Origin of the sequence: Rubripirellula lacrimiformis, from assembly GCF_007741535.1 — a bacterium.
Classification (GTDB): Bacteria; Planctomycetota; Planctomycetia; order Pirellulales; family Pirellulaceae; genus Rubripirellula; species Rubripirellula lacrimiformis.
Genome location: NZ_CP036525.1, coordinates 5,496,916 through 5,515,876 on the forward strand (window position 1 = coordinate 5,496,916; position 18,961 = coordinate 5,515,876).

Consider the following 18,961-nt stretch of genomic DNA (forward strand, 5'->3'; position numbering starts at 1 on the left):
CGACACCACGTCGTATACCAGTTTGCGAAACACCGCGGGCTACTGGGACGTCACCGGACTGTCCCCAGGGATCTATCGCGTTTCAACGACCTGGATGGCCGATCGCAGCGGTGCATCCAATGCACCGTTCCAGATCTTTGGCGGTACCACCAAAACGGTCCGATTGGATCAACGAAGTTCACCCGGATCGTTCCAGGATGAAAATGGACACATTTGGGAAGATCTGGACAGCGCGTATTACGTCAGCGGAACAACGCTGCGGGTTCAACTGAGCAACGTTGGCGTTCGCGGACGAGTCCAAGCGGACGCGATTCGGATCGAACGTATCGGTGATGCCGAACCGCTGCATGCGGCGGTCCAGCCGATCATTGCCAGCGGCGCCAAGTCGATGAAACAGACAACCGCCGATCGGTTGCTTGATTCCGGGATCCAAGCATGGATGTCCGAACCGCAGTTGGCGGCTAAATTTGGCGGGAATGTCCGAATCACGGTAGCCGACCTACCCGGCAATCTGCTGGGCTTGGCGTCGCTAGAAACACAGACCATCTGGATTGATAACGACGCTGCAGGCCATGGTTGGTCGGTCGCAACCGAACTGCATGATTCGATGGATACCGAATTCGACTTTTCGACGCTGCATGCGTGGACGGGCCATGATGATGGCGCCTTCGATGCACTGAGCGTCGTGCTGCACGAATTGGGTCACCTGCTCGGCTATGTCGACAACGATCACCACGATGGTGTGGATGCGTTGATGCAAGATTCGTTGCCCACCGCGACGCGGCGGTTGCCCGGCATTAGCGAAGACATCCAGCGGGGTTGGAACCAGGCCATCAGTGGGCACACGACGGACAACGCCATCGGAAACGCTTCGCAATCCGATGATTCCGTCGACGATGACTGGATGAACCAACTGGTCCATAGCCATATCCAGGATCCGTCGATTCCGAAACATCATCTATCGGCGGTCGATATCACGTTTGCCGATTCGGTCGATCCACAGCGGATCAGCCCCGTGCTACCGAGCGAATCGGATCGTGAATCCACCAGCCAAGAGGCCCACGTTTCACGAGATCTGCTGCTAGCCGATTGGGATTTTTAATGGGGCCAGCGAACCGTCAACGGATGATTTCGATTTCACAGCTTGGGTGTGGCCGCTTTCGACTTTCGGTCGAACTGGTAGACCTGTTTCTGTTTTGGATCAGCGACGTAAATCGAATCGTCCGTTGCGGTGATGCCGACCGGCCCGACCAAGGGGTCCCCCTGGTGCCACTTTTCGGTCTTCCCGTCGGCGGTGAATTTCCAGATCGCTTTGCCATACCCGTCGGTGACAAAACCTTCGTTCCCATTCCATGACAAACCGTTGGGATACTGGTAGGGACGGCCGGTGACGACTTCGGTGACTTCGCCCGATTCGACATCGATGCTGACCACTGCCACGGCGTCCGGGGTAACCGCCCATAGGGTGCCCTGTTCGTCGAACGCCAGACCACGTGCGTTGACTCTGGCAACCAGTTCGCACTTGCCACCTTCGATCGGCAAACGAAACGTGGCCCGTTTTTCGGCGTCGCCGACGTACAGCGACTTGCCATCGGGCGAAACGCAAACCGCCATCGCGACGCCAATGTATCCATCGGTTAGCGGCTGGGGTGCGGCCCCCGCTTCGGGAATCCGATAGACCTCGCGAGTGGCTGAGTCACCGACAAACACGCCTCCGCGTGGGTCGATCGCGATGCACCGTGGACGATTCATTGGTTTGCGCAACAGCCGGGTGCCGGCAGCGAAAAGCGAGCGTTTCGAATCGACCAACCAAACGCCGGGCAGATCCAGATCGAGCGCATAGATGTCCTGACCATCACCGCTGGCGTTGGGGGTGACGGCGACTGCCAACGGATAGCTGGGGTCGGAATCCGGGGCTGGCGAATATTTCTCGGCCGGCGGATCCGTTTGAGTGTCGTCGCCAGCCGTCACGTCGGACTTCACGTCGGACTTCACGTCGGCCGCCGGCTGTGGCTTCACCGCATCCTGGGCAGTTGCCACAGAATCGCCAGATTCCGTTGGCGCAGTCTCCTGGGCCGATCCGGGAACAGCGACCGCGACGAGAGCGACGCCTAGAACCGCTGCGAATCCATGCTTTTTAACGACTTTCGTCAAGTATTCGGCGATCGATTGGCAATCTGTACGGATTAGGAGTTTTTTTCTCATTGTGCCGGTTGTTCCGAGCCGATGTTAACGAAGGAAGGAATCCGGGCTGTACGGACAGTATGCCAACCCGGAAAAAACGAACGCGATCAGAGATGAGCCCTATGATAACGTCACACGCAGCTTGCCGCGGATGGAATGCGACCAGCTTATTGCTGCTGGTCGCTTTCTTGTGCGCAAATTCGGCTAGCGGTGCTGATAATCGATTGCGGTCCACACCAAGTGCGTCCCCTGGGCAACGATCTCTAGTCTCCCAAGCGGCGACTGGTCGATTGGCGAACCAACCCGCCCAGGCTCCGCTGAACGGAAGATTGGTCCGGTCCTCGGTCGCGTCGCGAGGCGGCCCGGTCCGCCAAGTAGGATATTTGGACGACTGCCAAAACGGATGCGCCCCGGGCTGCGACTGTTTTGATTCCGGGCCTAGCTGTGGAATGGAAGCATCCTGCGGATTCGAACCTGGCTGTGGCGTGGAGGGCTGTGTCACCTGCGGCGAGGCAACGTGCGGCGTCGAATCGATGCTAGGCGGCCCGGTCTATCAAGGCGGATCAGCATGCCGCATGGCTAGTTACGGTCAATGCGGGTGTGATGCCTGCTGTGCCGACAGCATCCCCGTGTTCTTGCCAATCCTAAGAATCAACTGGGCTCGATTCCAATTTTTCGCGGGCGTGCAGGGCTTCAAAGGCCCCATGAACTTTGCCAACACAGACGCCGCGAACCCCAATTCCCGTAGCGGATCGGGCAGCTTTGGATTCTATGAAGGTCTCAACGAAGGACGAAATCTGAAACCGTTGTTGGGATTAGACATTTCTGCCCAGCTAGGCTTTCGGGCCACACAGTCCAATTTGTCAGGTACTGAATTCACAGGCGACAGTCGCAACCAATTCTTTCTCACCGGCGGCTTCTTTCGCCAAGTCGACTACGGACTTCAGTACGGTGTCGTCTTTGACTACCTGAACGATGATTGGTGGTTCCAAGGCAATATGACTCAACTGCGTGGCGAACTGAGCTGGAAGACCAACGACTGCCATACGTTTGGGTTCCAATTCATGTCCGGCCTCGATGGCGATTCGTCCGACGGCATCGTTCGAAACACCGCTGGCAACATTGTCCGCACCACGGTCAACTTCGACCCGACCGACCAGTACCGTTTTTTCTATCGCCGGCTATTGCCGGGAACGGGCGATTGGACCGCGTTCGCCGGATGGACCGACGACAGCGACGGGATCTTAGGGGCAACATTGAATTTGCCACTGAGACAGAAATTGGTGCTATCGACCGGCGCGACCTTCCTGATTCCTGACGACAACTCGGTCGCCTTTGATAACCGCGACGAGGGCTGGAACATTTCGCTGGGGTTGGTCTATCGCCCCGGCGGACCGATCGGATGTGGACGATATTGTCGACCGATGTTTGACGTCGCCGACAACGGCACCTTCATGGTCGACCAGCGATAGCGGTGCGACCGGCGACAGCGGTGCGGCCGGCGATCGGCAACCAGGCTAGGCAACCAGGCTAGGCAACTGGCATCCTGAAATCGGACACCATCGCCTTGGACACCGCATCAATAGTGCGGCGGTTTCTCGTCTAGCGGATCGGTGGCCGGTTCGGCCGACTTGGATTTGACGTCCTTTAGCTGTTGGGTCAACGCATCGAGACGCCGTTGCATCCGATCCGCCCGCATAGCCTCTTGCGTGACGACATCGTTCAACTGCTCGTACAGCCGCTGGACGTGCGCCATCTGGACTTCTAAATCCGTCAGCCGTTTGCTGCTACCAGAATCGTGATCGTTCATCAGGATTTGATGTCGTCGAACGAGCGTAGCGAATACGGAATGCCAACGTAATCGAGCACACGGCACAGCCCACGCATGGCGACACCGAACCCATCGGGTCCGCTGAACCCACCGAACTGGCCGCCACCTTTGACGTGTGGTTCCAAATCCATGAACACACCGTCGGCGCCGCGAGCGGTCATCCGCGAGTGCAGTTCGGGCAGGAAGTCTTTCATGTCACGCAGGATGGCTTCGTGGCCACAATCGCCGATATCGGCGGGCACAAAATTGGCCAGACTGGCTTCGTCGACATGTTGGATCCGTCCGGTCGGCGACGGATCGTGATAATCCTTGATGTGCACCCAACCCAAGCTGGGTTTCATGGCCAGATACTGAGCGTAGGTTTCATCCGCGGTGAAGCCTTGGGTGACGATGTTGGCACCATCGAAGATGGTCAGCATTGCCGGGTGATTGACTTTGGCAGCGATCGTCTTCAACAGGTCACCGGTTTGACCGACCAAGTTGGCTTCGACTTCCAATCCGAATGTCAGACCGCGTTGGTCACAGACTTCGGCGATTTGGCCCAATTGATCCGCGACCTGGTCGACATGTTCGGCCGGGTCGGTGCCCTTGGGGTGATAGAACGCAAAACCACGCAGCAGTTTGGCACCGAACGCTTCGGCGCGATCACAAGCGGTCGCCACGTCTTCGCGAAGGTATTGGTCGAACGGGATGTATTTGTTGCTGGACCCGTCATCGACGTCTTGCAGTTTGACCTTGCCGATTGGCGATCCGATGCTGCTGACCTTCAGTCCGTAGTCGGCCTGCATTTTGACCAGGTGTTGGACTTCGGGATCCGACAGCGCCATGACATTCTTGATGCCTTCGCCGGCGTCAATGAAGCGGATCGAATAGTACCGCAGTCCCAGAGCTGCAAACGCGCTGTACTGTTGGACGGCTTGTTTTTCGTTGGCCGCTTCGTCGGCAAAACCGCTGATCAGGATCGGGGGGGTGGCTGTCATGGATGGACCTGTTGAAAAGGAAGGGAGGTCAAGTGGGATGCGAATCGCGGGCAGGAATTGCAGCGGGGGGGGAACCCTAGTTTTCCGGATAGCGAACGACGATGTTGCTTTGCAGGCCGCCGCGAGGCGTCCAGCGGCTTTCGACGGTAGCACTTCGAGGCTTTACGGCAGCGACAAAGTCGTCCATGATCCGGTTCGTCACCGCTTCGTAGAAGATACCTTCGTTGCGAAACGCCTGCAGATACATCTTCAGGCTTTTCAATTCGACGCACGTTTCATCGGGCACGTAACTGAATACGATGGTGCCATAATCTGGCTGGCCGGTTTTCGGACAAACCGACGTGAACTCGGGGCAGTGATGTTCGATCGTAAAGTTTCGATTCGGGGCAGGGTTGTCGAAGACTTCCAAGATTTCCCGAAATTTATCTGAGCTACTCAATTTTGACGTCTCGTTTTCAATGACTTCCACGGGTGAAATTCGATTCTCGCACGCCTCGCCGGAAGCGACCAGGGGGACCGCGCCAGTCCCCAATTCGAACTTGCCAACGGTTTCGGCGTCCAGGCTGCGTGTTGCAGAGACCTTTGTCAGCCGTCAAGGCGAAGGAAAGCTCACCGGCCAGCAGAGTTTCTTTGTCCGGACCAGCGGTTGCAACCTGCGATGCTGGTTTTGTGACACGCCGTACGCATCATGGAAACCCGAGGGTCCGCACCAAACGGTCGCAGCGATCGCCGATGAAATCGCCGCCGCGGGAGTCCAACACGTCGTGCTGACCGGCGGCGAACCGATGCTGCCCGAATCGGTTGGTGAGCTCTGCCAAATCCTGTCCGACCGTGGCCATCACATCACGATCGAAACGGCCGGCACCATCGATCGCGATTGGCCCTGCGACCTGATGTCGATCAGCCCCAAATTGGCCGCCAGCAGTCCAGAGCCGCGAGAACACCCTCGCTGGGCTTCATTGCACCAAGAACGTCGGATGCCGATCCCCGTGATGCGAAACCTGATTTCGCGTGCCCGGGACGTGCAGGTCAAATTTGTGGTCGATTCCCCCGATGAATTTGACGAAATCCTGGCCGTCGTGGACGAACTTTCCAAACCGGACCCGAATTCGCCCACCCAATCGCTGCTGGCCAGCGACGACATTTGGATCATGCCGCAAGGGATTACCGAAGCGGCGTTGGACCAAGCGGCGACCTGGCTGCGGCCATGGTCGGACCAACAGGGATTTCGATACTGTGACCGCATGCAGATCCGATGGTACGGAAACAAACGTGGCACCTAAGCGGTGCTTCGGACCATCGGAACAATGACTTTCGGAACAATGACGGGTGGTTTCGGGAATCAGATTCGACAGAATTCTTTCGCAGCATGGATTTCCGGCAAAATCCACCACGTCATCGTTTGTTCCAACGTCCCCTGCGTGGCAAGCGGCCTGCTGACTTCGTCGTTGTCAACAAAAGCAGCATCGGAATCACAATCCGGCGTGAAAGCGAGTGGCTCAGTCGAATTCCCTCGCTTACGCGGCGGGTTCCTAAATCAGCAGGCCGCTAGCCATGATCTGAAGGCTGAATGATCTTCGCCACGGTGGGTTAGGAATCGCGACGCCCGTCTAGCTACAATGGGACGCACCGTCAGCCCCCCCCCCCTGCGTACTGCGGCTGCCAATGCTGACGCCCCACCGTCTGTCCCACCCCACCGTCTGTCCTAGCCTGCCTTCGAGCCCTGACCATGCGAACTGCCTTTTTGATCCTCTGTTGCCTGTCGTCTGCCGGCCATCTGTTTGCCCAGACGCCTGAAACCATCGGCCGAATCGAACGAACCGATCCCGCACTGGATGGGCTGATTGCCCCGGATGCCAAAATTGAGGTGTTGGCGGGCGGATTCACATGGACCGAGGGCCCGGTATGGGTCGCCGACGACCAGGGTGGCCACCTGTTGTTTTCGGACATTCCACGCAACAGCATTTTCCGTTGGTCCGAACGCGATGGCATTACCCTATTCATGAATCCCAGCGGTTACACCGGAGCCACCTATTATGGGCTGGAACCGGGCAGCAACGGGCTGGCGATCGATTCGCAGGGTCGCTTGACCGCCTGCGAACACGGCGATCGCCGGATCTCGGTTTTGACTCGCGGCGGTGGCAAACGAACCTTGGTCGACAACTATCAGGGCCGCCGACTGAACAGCCCGAACGATCTAGTATTCGATTCAACTGGCGCGATCTATTTCACCGACCCGCCCTACGGATTGCCAGAACGTGCCGCCGACCCACGTCGTGAACTGGACTTCTGTGGCGTCTATCGATTGGCTGCCGACGGAAAATTGACGCTGCTGACCAAACAATTGACACGCCCCAATGGCATCGCACTGTCACCGGACGAAAAGACATTGGTGGTTGCCCAAAGCGATTCCGAGCGACCGATTTGGATGTCGTTTCCGATCCAAGACGAAGGTGACCAGGGCGACAAAAAGTTGGGCGACGGTACTGTCATCGCCGATGCGACCGAATGGTCGAAAGAATTCGCCGGTGCTCCCGACGGTTTGGCGATCCACCAAGACGGCACCATCTTTGCCAGCGGCCCCGGCGGAATCTATGTGATGACCCCAGCGGGAAAACTTCTGGGCCGTCTGATCACCGGTCAACGGACCAGCAACTGCACCTTCGATCAGGACCAGAAAACGCTATATATCACGGCTGACAGCTTCGTTTGCCGCGTTCGAATGAAGTGATTCGCTGCGATCGCGGTGCGTTCAGCGGTCTAGCGTTTGGCGGACACTGATCGGATCGGGCTACATGTACCAGCGTTGAAAGTACGTTTGGCTGGTCAGGTCGATGGCGTCGGCAGTGGGTGAATGGTCGATGTCCGGCGAGGTCACTTCTTGCAGGACTCGGTCGGCTCGATCCGCACTGGATTGCAACCGATGCAGCCACAACGATTTCAATGTTCCGATGCTGTCGAACAGGTCCGGCCGGATCATCATCATGACGCTGGAGACGACAGCCCGATTCGCCTCGGGCAGCGCCGCACTTGGGGACGTCCGACGACGAAGTGTGTCGTGCATCGCGGCGTTCATCAGCCAGGCGGACATGTCACGAATCGATCGACCACCACAGCCGCGGGTATCGCGTGCATATTCAGCGGCTCGCTTGGCATCGAATGCGTAGCGAATGGTGCCCGGGTGATCACACGCCAATCGACCGATCATCGCATCGGTCCAACGTTCGACCCCTTGCCGCAGACGGTTTAGCCGGACGGCGTCCTGCACCGAATTGCCGCGGCCGAACAGCATCAGTTTCAGGATTCGATTCCGAGCATCTAAGTGGGCTTGGAATACCGCGTGTGTGACCGGCGATACTTCGTCTTCGTCATGCGCCTCGTCCAATCCGGCTGCTAAGGCCGCGATCACTCGCGTCAACGTCTCGGTCACCAACACTTCTTCGATCACCGCAATGTGCTGATGCCACCACGAACGCAGGGCTGCAAAGTCGCCGGCCTGTTCCGTCTTTCGATAGCGGGCCATGGTCTGGTGCCAAAGTTCGAATCGATTTCGCGATGATGCCCAGTACTGTGTCATCGCCTCGGCGGGAATCGTTTCATGTCCATATAGAATCGCCGGACCGTGTTGAGACACGACGGCAGCGAGATCGGCGATCAGGACACAATGCATGACGGAGCAAAACCAGAGGCAGGACGTCGGCAGCCGCAAGTTCAGCCTCGATGGCGAGGCCGACCTTTGGCGGGAAGGTACGCTACCCCCGAATCGATCCATGAGTCGCGTTGAAAGTCCAACGCGAAATCCGATCGATCACCAGAGCGGCACATGCCAACCAAAGCACGCCTCGTGCCAAGCCCGTCGGCGACTCTCTTCACGACACGGATAAGTCGTCTTTGCCAAACGACTTAGAAGTTACTGGACCGCTGGCCGTCCCAACCGACAAGGCTCTGCAACGTTGCATTCTTTCAACGTCTTTGTTGATTCTTCACCTCTTCAAACGCAATCGGTGGGCAGCGGGTCGTGGATGCAGTCGCACCTTGGTGCAGTGAAGGTGAACCGCTGGGCGATCAGACTCGGACTTTCCGCGACGCCCAAACGTTTACCAGACCTCGGCTGAATCAAGCGTCGTCTTTGGGCGACCGGCGTCGGCCCCCAATCATGGCACCCAAGCGATGGCACCTCTTGATGGCCTGGTACATCCATCGGCGATCAAGCAGAACAGCGACCGGTCGAGCGATGGGTACAAAAAAAAACGGCCCGGGTTTTTGTGCCCCACCTGCTAGATCCGAAAATCTGGCTGATGGAAAAAACCCGAGCCGCTAAGTTGTCAGCGAGAGCATTAGAACGGAATGTGCCCCACACATGGTGTTCTTCTGATCCGCCGACAATAAGTTCATCGGTCACGTTATGGGGTTACTGAGCCAAATTTCGATAGGTTTGCGGTTAACCGAAACAAAAGCATCGAAATGGTTGGCAAATGTCACTTATCCAAGGTGGTACGCCATCATCACCTGCCACTCGTACCACTGCACTTCGCCGCACAATCGGGGGCCAGCCGAACCGCCATCAGGACTAGGCGAGAGAGCCTTTTCGCATTCGTCGACGAACTGTTGGGGGGTTGGATAGATCGACGGATACTTGCCTGCCATCGATTCGAATACGGGGTGATTGCCTACACGTCGGAACCAATACTTGGCGTTGCCAAAATCACCTTCGCGGCGATGCATGACACCGTGCCAGAAACTTCCTTCGGCCGATCCATCATCTTGGCTGATCGAATGGCTGCGATCCAGTTCGCCAGCCAGCAGCCACAATCCGGCGACCGAGCCAGCGGGAATTTTCCTTCCAATCGCGCCATCCGACAAAGAATCCGACAAACATTTGGCAAGCGCCGGGACCTTCGGACCGTCCCCGAGTCCCGGCATTGGGGCTTCGCCCACTGCCTGGACGATCGACTGTCCGAAAAGCGAGATTGATTCGGCGCAGAAAGGTTCCAAATCGGGCATGAAAGGTGACTCCGAGGTCCGAGACTGATTGCGGCGAGTAGAAAACAGGCAAACTTTGGCGTGGGGGGCCAAATAATTCACCGATAAAGCGGCAAGGGTGCGAAGACTACCGACCGCGGGGGATGATTGCTAGACTATCGTGACGACGCGCGCGGTTCGATTGCCGGACCGACCATTTTTTCTCTCTGCTCTACTGCTGACGAATTCGATGACCACCGGCGACCATTCGGCTCCCGAAACGGACCCTACCGCGGCGGGAAACGCTGCCTCCACCCCCTCGGCCTCGGAATCTGCTTCGGCAGCAACCCAGCCGACAGCGGAAACAACACCGAATCCTGAGTCCGATACGGCTGTGACCGACGCTGCCTCCGGCCAGCCCCAAGCTTCGGGTGCTCCGGAATCCAGTGCCGCGTCCACCGATTCGGATTCGAAAACGTCGGGATCGCAGGCCAAGGCCGCACGCGGTGCTGGGCCGCTTTCGGCGCGTGGACTTGGGATCGCGAAACCTTCTTCGCCAACGGTGAGCGCGGAAGATCTGGCAAAACAAACCGGGGTTCAACCTAAACCCGAGGGGCAACCGAAAAAGAAAAAAGCACCTCGTCCGCGACTAGCTGGCGATAAAGCGACTGCGGACAAGCCCAAGGAAGCCGGCGCCTACAGCACCGGATCGGGCGATCCCGACAAAACGCCGCGGCCCAAAACTCCCCAACGAGTCGCTGTGCCGAATCGCCGGATGGGATTGTCGGACGATCTGCAAGCCGAACTGGATGCCGAATTGGCGGCGGCCGATGTCGATGCAATCTTGGGTGGTTCAGCCGGGATGCCAGAGCGGAAGACACCGCTGGAAGAAAACGCACGAGTCAGCGGACAGGTGCTGAAGGTTGACAAGGAATTCGTCTTTGTCGCTCTTGGCGGTCCCGACGAAGGCATGGTCCCCTTCGAACAGTTCACCGAAGAACCTGCCGTTGGGTCATCCATCGAAGTCGTGATCCGCGGCTTTGCATCGGCCGACGGACTTTACGTCCTGGGACTTCCCGGCGGTGCGATCGATGTTTCCGATTGGGAAGACATCGAAGAAGGCGCGATCGTCGAAGCGACCATCACCGGACACAACACCGGCGGACTGGAATGCAAGGTTGGCGGAGCTCGCGGATTCATTCCGATGGGTCAGATTTCCGAACACCGCATCGAAGACGCCAGCGAATTTGTTGACCAGAAATTCTTGTGTGTCGTGACCGAAGCGAACGCTCGTCGTGGCAACTTGGTGCTAAGCCGTCGTGCGATCTTGGAACGCGAACGCGAAGAGAAACGCAAGGAACAACTGGAAAGCATCGAAGTCGGTCAAGTCGTCGAAGGTATCGTTCGAAGCGTCAAAGACTTTGGCGCATTCGTCGACCTGGGCGGGCTGGACGGATTGATCCACATCAGCAAACTGAGCTGGGATCGGGTTGCCCACCCCAGCGAAGTGGTCGAAGTCGGTCAAAAAGTTGCGGTGCAGATCGACAAAGTCGACAAAGAGACCGGCAAGATCGGCCTGTCGTTCCGCGACCTGCAAGAAAACCCCTGGGACACCGCCGAAGGCGAATTTGAAGTCGGATCGATCCACACCGGATCGGTCACCCGAATCGCTGCCTTCGGTTGCTTTGTCAAACTGACCGCGGGTGTCGAAGGACTCGTCCACATCTCGGAAGTTGCCAACCACCGTGTCAGCCGCGTCGACGCCTTCGTCAGCGAAGGACAAGACGTCGAAGTGAAGGTCCTGTCGTTTGACCGCGACGCTCAAAAGATTGGTCTGTCGATGAAACAGGTCAATGCACCGGCGGTTGAATCGTCGAAACCGGTCGAAGAAGAAGAGGAACAGCGCGACGTCGCCGTCAAACCCATGCACGCTGGCCCGCTGAAGGGCGGCAACAACACGGCATCGGGCGGCGAGAAGTTTGGCCTTCGCTGGTAACCACGACCTTCCCAACGCTGAACCTGAACCACGATGGCGGTCGCAAGAAGAATCTTGCGGCCGCCATTTTTTTTTGCGCCACGCCGGCCTCCTGCGCGGATTCCGATCGTTTCGCAACGTCGGTATCGGGCCGCTCGCTTGCTCTTCAACGCGTTCTCCAGTGCGGATCATCGTGACCAGCACGGTGCGTCAAACGGCCAAACGAGTGATTTTTCTTGATCGGCGCCCGCTGCGTGCCTTACACTCAAAAGCCTCTTCTCTACGCTGCCCCGCCCTTCGCGGCGACGCAGTCTCTTCAAAAATTGGAGGTGTGCGATGCGTTCATCCACTCGCTTGGCTGGCTATACGCTGGTCGAACTGCTGGTCGTCATTGCGATCATCGGGATCTTGGTCAGCATTTCCGTTCCCGCCGTGATGGAGGCCCGCCGCACGATGGCGCGTGCACAATGCGCCGAAAATCTTCGGCAACTGTCTCTGGCGACAATCGGATTTGAATCGACGGCGGGGCACATGCCTGGGTACCTGCAACAGTTCGGTGAATTTGCTGGCGGCACCGACCCCAGCGATTTTTCGAACTACGGCGGCAACGTCCCACCGCACATCAAGATTGGCGGATGGCCGATCGCGATCATGGGATCGCTGGGATACCAACCGGCATACGAACGCTGGAGCTTGGATCGGTACCCGATCATTGCAAACCATCAATCAAGCGTGACACCGACCGAAGATGGCTATCACGCCTACGCAGCAACCAATATCGAATCATTCATCTGCCCAAGCGCCAGCAACTACCTGGCCACTCGCGGAATCAACCATTACATCGCGAACACGGGGATGCACGTCGATTCATTTCCAATGACGTACACGCGGCCCGGCCAAGCATCCAGATCGGTCGATTTCTTGAAGTCGTCGAACCGTTCCAACGGAATCTTCAACAATCAGTACGCTGGCTTTGATGCAGCGGCGCCCACCACGCAGATTCCCACCGGCAAACGATTCCATTCCGACCACTGCAAAGACGGAACCAGCCAGACGATGCTGTTGAGCGAGAACAATCAAGCCCAGGCGACCTACCGCACTCGATTGGCCAACGACACGTCTCACCTCACATCGATCGCGACCATCGGCGGCAATCGATGGGTGGCATACCCGCCGAAGTCACGCTACGCCCAGGGTGCCGTATTCCACTTCGAAGACCCGCATGCATTTGCCGGGGCTGCACCGGTGGATCCGATTCACAAGATCAACGGTGGCGATGTCTACATTGATGTAATGACCAACGCCAACGCATCGGACCTGGCTCGCCCCTCGTCGCTCCATACCGGTGGAGTGAACATGGCGATGGTCGATGGAAGCGTGCGGTTCGTCGGCAATTGGATCGATTACCAAACCTACCAGGCCCTGTTGACCCCAGCAGGCCGCAACAGCGACATGCCGAACAACGAGTTCATCCCAGTGGACCTACCGTAACGCGGCCGCCGCAACCGGGTGCGTCAGAACGGCATCGATCGCACCGCGAGGTATGTAGGCCGGATCAAGGAGCGCAGCGACGCGGATCCGGCAATCGACGATCACAGGAAACGCAAACGGATGCCGGAACAGCGCTTCGCTTGTTTCGGCCTACGCTGTTTCGGCTTAGGGGGGTGGGACCTCCGAAAGGCTTGATGGGTTGTCGATTTCGTCGTTCTTTCGAGGGCATTTTTTTTGGGGGGGGATTCCCGGCGGGTCACAATGCACACTGGCGGGCGCACTCTGCTACTTTCCATCCGCTAGGACTGTCTTGACGCGGTTTGCCCGCAAATCGTACCGTTTGCCGATACTGAGCCCGAAACTCGCTCGTCCTAGGCGGATCCTACGATTTTCTCTCCAGCGTCCTACCGTCTGATTGCGTTGCTCGCGTCTGCGTTGTGGGTAGGCGGCTGCGCCAATTGGAAAGAAAATTCATCCGTCGACGCATTGACGAGCGCTTCCAGGAACCCTCCCGCCGGCCAGCGGCGAATTGGCGAATCCAAAAAGTCGATCGTGCTGGACGTTGAATTTGTCAACATCAAGGTAGATCAGACGGATCCCGACCAAGCCGCATCGCTGTGGCAGTGGGTGGACGAAACGCCCATCGACGTGCATTTGCGAAGCCGATTGATCGACAACGGACTTCGCGTGGGAGTCGTCAGCAGCGACGAACGGTTCCGCCAACGGCTATCAGCGATCGCGTCCGACCACGACGCGCTGGACAATTTTCTGGCCAGCGCCGCGGTCGCCAGCGATGTTTCGCGAGGTGAGAAACGGATTCCGATGCGAATCGGCAAACGGTACGAGCTGAATCTGCGTACTCCGATCGAAGGCCAGCATGTGGCGATGGCTCGCATCGGCGACCAAACCATCGGCCGAACGCTCAACAACGCTCAATACCTCATGGCGGTCCACCCGATCCAGATGACCGGACAACAGCAGATCATGCTGAAACTTCGCACCGAAATCCAACATGGCGAGATGCGCCAAAAATGGATCGGCAGCGATTCGGCGATCCGCATCGACCAGCGACGCGAAACCTGGTCCATCCCATCGCTGGACCTAGACATCGAAGCGGCACAGGGCGACATGATCGTGATCGCCCCCACTTGGCCACTGACGGGACTGGCCAAACGCATGTTGGCCGGCCTGAACGCCGACAACCAGGAAGAACAGATCGTCGTCCTGATCCGGATCGATCGGGTCCCAACCGCGATCGACCAACTGTAACGCGGCAGATCGCACCCGACGGATCGCGGTAGTCCGCGGCCACGACGGATCGATTACGGCCAGGCAGCGCGTCACAAACAGCAGTCCGCAGTGCACCGCCATCCACACCTACGGTGATGCCGCCCACCCGAGCACAAAAAAACCTCGACCAGAAAATCTGATCGAGGCTTTTTTGTAGGGATGAGATCGATTTGCGATCAAACGCAAACAGATCAGTCTTCGGTGTCGCGTTCGGTCGGCTTCTTTTCGGTGTCCGGAGCCGAACCGTCATCGTACTTGGCGGTTGGGATGACTTCGGCATCCTTGGTCGGCAGAACGTTGTGATAGACGGCGAATTCGCTGCCTTCTTCACCGGTCTTCTTGTCGACAGGTTCTTCGGTGACCTTGGCACTTTCGACAACCAATTCGATGACCTTACGTTCAACGATTTGATTTCGCAGTGCATCCATCTGGCCCTGCTTTTCCAGACGAGCGCGAACGCGTCGTTCTGGCATATCGCTTTGTTGAGCGATCAGGGCGATTTCAGCAGCGTAATCAGCTTCCTCGGCGTCGATCTTCTCTTCTTCGGCGATCTGTTCCAGGATGAAGTGTTCACGCAGAGCCGACTCGGTGGTGGCCTGTGCGTTTTGGCGGGACGCGTTGACGAAGCGACGGATCATATCGTCATCGAATCCGCTACGGCGAAGTTCCAGAACTTTACGTTCCAGTTCGCGTGCGGTTTGGCGACGAACCAGTGTGGCCGGCAATTCGAAGTCGGCTGACCCGGTCAACAGATCCACGACGGTCTTGCGAACCGCTTGTTGAGTGCGGTAGTCGGCTTGGCGAGTCAGCGAGTCGCGGACGAAATCACGCAGCTCTTGCTCGGATTCGAAGTCGCCCAATTCACCCAAGAACTCTTCGGTCATCTCGGGCAATTCAAGCTTCAGCACTTCGACGACGTGGAATTCGGCATCCACTTCTTGGCCTTGCATGGCTTCGTCGGACGCACCGTCGGCGACCTTGACTTTCCCCTTGCGGGTTTCGCCTTCTTTGACGCCAGTCATCAGGCTGCCGAAATCTTCGCAAACGCCGTCCGAAAGGCTCAGACGATCGTTCAGGTCGACACGTTCTTCGTCCATCGTCGAAAGAACTTTGCCGTCCTTCTTGAACTTGGCGGTGATCAACAGCTTGTCGCCGGTTTCCGCTGGAGCGTCGGTGCCTTCGAGCGAACCGTAACGAGCCAAGACTCGGTCCAATGCTTCTTGAACGTCTTCGTCGGCGATTTCTTCGACAGGTTTGTTCAGGCTCATCCCCTTCCACTCGGGCGTCTTGAATTCAGGACGCACTTCGATTTGGAACTGGAATTTAAAATCGCCCGACGCGGGAATCTTGATCGAGTTGTAGTCGAAGTCAGGTTCACCGATTGCGTTGAAGCTGTCGTCTTCGGTGACTTGGGCCAAGCTGTCCATCAACAGCGCGCCTTTGACCTGTTCTTCAACACGGTCGCGGAATTGCTTTTCGACCAACTTGCGTGGTGCACGACCACTGCGGAAACCGGGCACTTGTGCCTCGGGAACCAATTCGTCGTAAGCGTCTTTGAGGTACCGCTCTACCTCGGAGTGCGGAATCGTGACGATAACCTCGCGCAAACATGCTTGCGGGCTTTCGACTTTGATTTCCAACTTCAGCGGTGCCTTTTCTTCAGCGACGTCGGTGAGTTGGTTCTCGGTAGAGGTGGACATCGGCGCGAAAGCCCTCGGTTTCAATTATGTATGGCTGCAGTGGGATAGCTGGACGTCGCCATCCGCGGCGTCGTCGATTCAACCCGGCAGTTTAGCGAGAAATGACGAAAATCAGCAAGCGGGGTCGTACCAGCATTTCCAAACGTTTCTCAACCAAGCGTCTCGGCAGCCCGATTCAGCCCCCCCGGATTGCCAAATCAGATGCCAAAAAGGCGGGTTTGCCCGTGATTCCCGTCCCAAACCTGGGCATCGGTTCAGCCCCCGGCGTCCCAGCAAGCGGATCCGGCACCTGTATGCTGCTGTTTCTTAAGTTGCAATTCGTTTCGGAGGCAGGGACGATGCCTTGTACATTTTCGTAGCCGACTGACCCGGCGCGGCCTGATGGGCACGCGGCCAAACGACGAACACACGATCGACACCCGACGAACACGCGATCATTCCCGAGCCACACGCCTTGGGCCGTCCCCACGCTCCATTCCACTACCTCTGTTACCTCTCTCATTTCATCATCGAGCGGTGTAGGCAGTGTCCCTCGCGTTTCAACATTTCTGCAATGCGCAAACCAAACCAGCATGCGAATGAAACAGGATCACGCCGAAATTTTTTTAGCGGTCGAATTCGCTCGGACGACCTTCGGCCGGCCGATCGTGCTTTGCCCACACCTCTGTTTCGCCGTAATCAGTACAAACGGACTCAAATTGGACGCTCTGAGAGGCGTTCAAAAAAAGGATGTCAAAGAGGCCTTGCCGAGTAGCCGACGACTTCTATAATCTGCCTCTCACAAGCAAGTGACGTCCGTCACTCAAGAGTGCTCAGCGGCTGTAGCTCAGTTGGTAGAGCATCACGTTGCCAACGTGATTGTCGTCGGTTCGAATCCGATCAGCCGCTCTCTTTTTCTTTTGTCTTGTCCGCCCGCATTCATCGCGGGCCGAAACCACCCCGAGTGGTTTCTCCACTTCCCTTAACGATCAAGTGGATGCCGCAGGACCCCGATTTTCCGATTCGGATATCGATCCTTCGAAACGTGTGCTGGCCAACCCCAGGACGGTTTGTCGACTGAATCCAGTTTCCAATCTGAATGCGAGCCATTCGGGCAATAGCCCCGGTTCCTGGGTGGAGCGACCGAGGCTTTCGCCGAACGGCTCGTTCAATCGACAAACCGGTGACGGATTTCGCCCTGGCCCCGCTTTCCGGTAAACTGTTCCCAGCGAACTGAGGCTGCTGCCCCTACCGAAAAAAGCAGCTCAGCGTTAGAAAAGTGACAGACTCGAATGCCGCCTGTGCGGATTCGTTTCGTATCGCAACCACGACTGATTGACCACGTCTGGACCTGCATCGCCAAGCGTCCAGATACACCCGGGCGCATCGTCGCCTCCCTCGGTTCACACCGAACCCGGAAATTGGATAGTCCGTGCCGTACGCCCAAATCGGAAAGATCGCCGTTCATTTGCCCGAGCGAGTGGAAACCAACGCCATGCTGGCCGAGGAATACCCGCGCTGGGACCTGCCGCTGATCGAAGAAAAGACAGGCATCCGCCAGCGTCATATCGCGGCCCCGGATGAAACGGCAAGCGACCTGGCTGTGGCAGCCGCTGAAAAACTGTTCGACTCCGGTGCAATCGACCGTAACGACGTCGATTTTTTGCTGCTGTGCACCCAGACGCCCGACTATCCGCTGCCGACCACAAGCTGTTTGATCCAGGACCGACTAGGCCTGCCGACCCGCTGCGGTGCGATCGACTTTAACCTTGGCTGCAGCGGATTTGTGTATGGGTTGGCGGTTGCCGACGGCCTGATCCAAAGCCGTGCTGCCAAAAACATCCTGCTGCTGACCGCCGAAACGTATTCCAAATACATCGACCAGGATGACCGCAGCCTACGGACGATCTTTGGTGACGCCGCGGCCGCAACATTGATCACCCCCGGCGAAACGCCGTCGCTTTGGGGATTCCAATTCGGCAGCGACGGTAGCGGCGGTGACATGTTGATGGTGGGTGATGGTGGAGCACGACCAGCATCCGATGCGATCAAACCACGGCACCGAAAACGCTGGAAGAGCCGCCTGTATATGGATGGCCCCAGCCTGATCAATTTCACGGTCGACGCGATCCCAAGGTTGATCGACGAAATCTTAGAGGAAAACGGCCTGTCGGACGCCGGCATCGACAAATACTTGATGCACCAAGCGACCTGGAAAATGTTGGACCAGCTTCGCAGTCGGATGAACGTGTCCGACGATCGACTGCCAATCGACATGGTGGACGTAGGCAATACAGTGTCCTGCACGCTGCCAATCCTGATTGACCAATTACGCAGCAAAGGCGAATTGAAGTCGGGCCAAACCAACATGCTGGTCGGATTTGGCGTCGGTCTTTCGTGGGCTGGATGCCTGTGGAAAGAAGCCTAGGGCCCGCGGCGGACGTTCTCTATCGCGCGGCAGCGGAAAAAAACGCGGCGGCATCCGTGATGCCGTCGGCGGTAGCGAGAGTGGCAAGCCTGGAACGCGGCGTCCGAATGAACGAGATACACCAGCTAGCGGTGGACTGGT

15 protein-coding genes and 1 tRNA gene (1 of these 16 cut by a window edge) are annotated in these 18,961 nt (G+C 57.7%); 9 read left to right on the forward strand and 7 right to left on the reverse strand.

All coding sequences use genetic code 11. The features are described 5' to 3' along the window. Positions 1-1,102, forward strand: the end of a protein-coding gene (locus tag K227x_RS19220) for an Ig-like domain-containing protein (protein WP_145172041.1). It extends 26,837 nt beyond the left edge of the window; the window shows 1,102 of its 27,939 coding nt (coding positions 26,838-27,939); its start codon lies beyond the left edge, outside the window; its stop codon occupies positions 1,100-1,102. A gap of 35 nt (positions 1,103-1,137) precedes the next feature. Here the strand turns inward: K227x_RS19220 and K227x_RS19225 are convergent, their stop codons facing one another. Beyond that, positions 1,138-2,205 (reverse strand): NHL repeat-containing protein, encoded by a 1,068-nt coding sequence (locus K227x_RS19225; RefSeq protein ID WP_246145931.1) that lies wholly within the window; start codon positions 2,203-2,205, stop codon positions 1,138-1,140. A gap of 269 nt (positions 2,206-2,474) precedes the next feature. Here K227x_RS19225 and K227x_RS19230 point away from each other — a divergent pair, with 269 nt between their 5' ends. Then, positions 2,475-3,656 carry a DUF6666 family protein gene (locus K227x_RS19230; protein WP_145172043.1) on the forward strand — a complete coding sequence of 394 codons (1,182 nt, stop codon included), beginning with the start codon at positions 2,475-2,477 and terminating at the stop codon, positions 3,654-3,656. Positions 3,657-3,763: 107 nt separating this feature from the next. On the opposite strand, the gene K227x_RS19235 is transcribed toward K227x_RS19230, so the two are convergent. From K227x_RS19235 to queF, 3 genes are all read right to left on the reverse strand, one after another. Further along, complete coding sequence (locus K227x_RS19235) at positions 3,764-3,994, reverse strand: SlyX family protein (RefSeq protein ID WP_145172045.1); 231 nt, start codon at positions 3,992-3,994, stop codon at positions 3,764-3,766. Then, positions 3,994-4,995, reverse strand: coding sequence for a TIM barrel protein (locus K227x_RS19240; protein ID WP_145172047.1), 1,002 nt, complete (start codon positions 4,993-4,995; stop codon positions 3,994-3,996). The genes K227x_RS19235 and K227x_RS19240 overlap by 1 nt, the downstream gene beginning before the upstream one ends. Positions 4,996-5,071: 76 nt before the next feature. After that, positions 5,072-5,434, reverse strand: a complete 363-nt coding sequence (gene queF, locus K227x_RS19245) for a preQ(1) synthase (RefSeq protein ID WP_145172049.1) — start codon at positions 5,432-5,434, stop codon at positions 5,072-5,074. Between the two features lie 19 nt (positions 5,435-5,453). Here queF and K227x_RS19250 point away from each other — a divergent pair, with 19 nt between their 5' ends. Both K227x_RS19250 and K227x_RS19255 read left to right on the forward strand, forming a co-directional pair. Continuing rightward, entirely contained in the window at positions 5,454-6,278 is an 825-nt protein-coding gene (locus tag K227x_RS19250; RefSeq protein ID WP_145172051.1) for a 7-carboxy-7-deazaguanine synthase QueE, read from the forward strand. A 446-nt stretch (positions 6,279-6,724) separates the two neighbouring features. Then, positions 6,725-7,726, forward strand: coding sequence for an SMP-30/gluconolactonase/LRE family protein (locus tag K227x_RS19255; protein ID WP_145172053.1), 1,002 nt, complete (start codon positions 6,725-6,727; stop codon positions 7,724-7,726). Positions 7,727-7,786: 60 nt separating this feature from the next. Here the strand turns inward: K227x_RS19255 and K227x_RS19260 are convergent, their stop codons facing one another. Both K227x_RS19260 and K227x_RS19265 read right to left on the reverse strand, forming a co-directional pair. Continuing rightward, entirely contained in the window at positions 7,787-8,665 is an 879-nt protein-coding gene (locus tag K227x_RS19260; protein WP_145172055.1) for a hypothetical protein, read from the reverse strand. A gap of 812 nt (positions 8,666-9,477) precedes the next feature. Next, positions 9,478-9,999, reverse strand: coding sequence for a hypothetical protein (locus K227x_RS19265; RefSeq protein WP_145172057.1), 522 nt, complete (start codon positions 9,997-9,999; stop codon positions 9,478-9,480). A gap of 208 nt (positions 10,000-10,207) precedes the next feature. Between K227x_RS19265 and K227x_RS19270 the strand changes: the two genes are divergently transcribed. From K227x_RS19270 to K227x_RS19280, 3 genes are all read left to right on the forward strand, one after another. After that, entirely contained in the window at positions 10,208-11,953 is a 1,746-nt protein-coding gene (locus K227x_RS19270) for a 30S ribosomal protein S1 (protein WP_145172059.1), read from the forward strand. 315 nt (positions 11,954-12,268) lie between these two features. After that, positions 12,269-13,423 carry a DUF1559 family PulG-like putative transporter gene (locus tag K227x_RS19275; RefSeq protein WP_145178131.1) on the forward strand — a complete coding sequence of 385 codons (1,155 nt, stop codon included), beginning with the start codon at positions 12,269-12,271 and terminating at the stop codon, positions 13,421-13,423. 420 nt (positions 13,424-13,843) lie between these two features. Then, positions 13,844-14,692, forward strand: a complete 849-nt coding sequence (locus K227x_RS19280; protein ID WP_218933381.1) for a hypothetical protein — start codon at positions 13,844-13,846, stop codon at positions 14,690-14,692. A 212-nt stretch (positions 14,693-14,904) separates the two neighbouring features. Here the strand turns inward: K227x_RS19280 and tig are convergent, their stop codons facing one another. Then, positions 14,905-16,413 (reverse strand): trigger factor, encoded by a 1,509-nt coding sequence (gene tig, locus K227x_RS19285; protein WP_145172063.1) that lies wholly within the window; start codon positions 16,411-16,413, stop codon positions 14,905-14,907. Positions 16,414-17,228: 815 nt separating this feature from the next. On the opposite strand from tig, the gene K227x_RS19290 reads away from it, so the two are divergent. Together K227x_RS19290 and K227x_RS19295 are read left to right on the forward strand one after the other, a co-directional pair. Continuing rightward, positions 17,229-17,301: transfer RNA gene (locus K227x_RS19290), tRNA-Gly, on the forward strand. Positions 17,302-17,824: 523 nt separating this feature from the next. Further along, positions 17,825-18,820, forward strand: a complete 996-nt coding sequence (locus tag K227x_RS19295) for a ketoacyl-ACP synthase III (protein ID WP_145172065.1) — start codon at positions 17,825-17,827, stop codon at positions 18,818-18,820. The last annotated feature ends 141 nt before the right edge of the window (positions 18,821-18,961 follow it).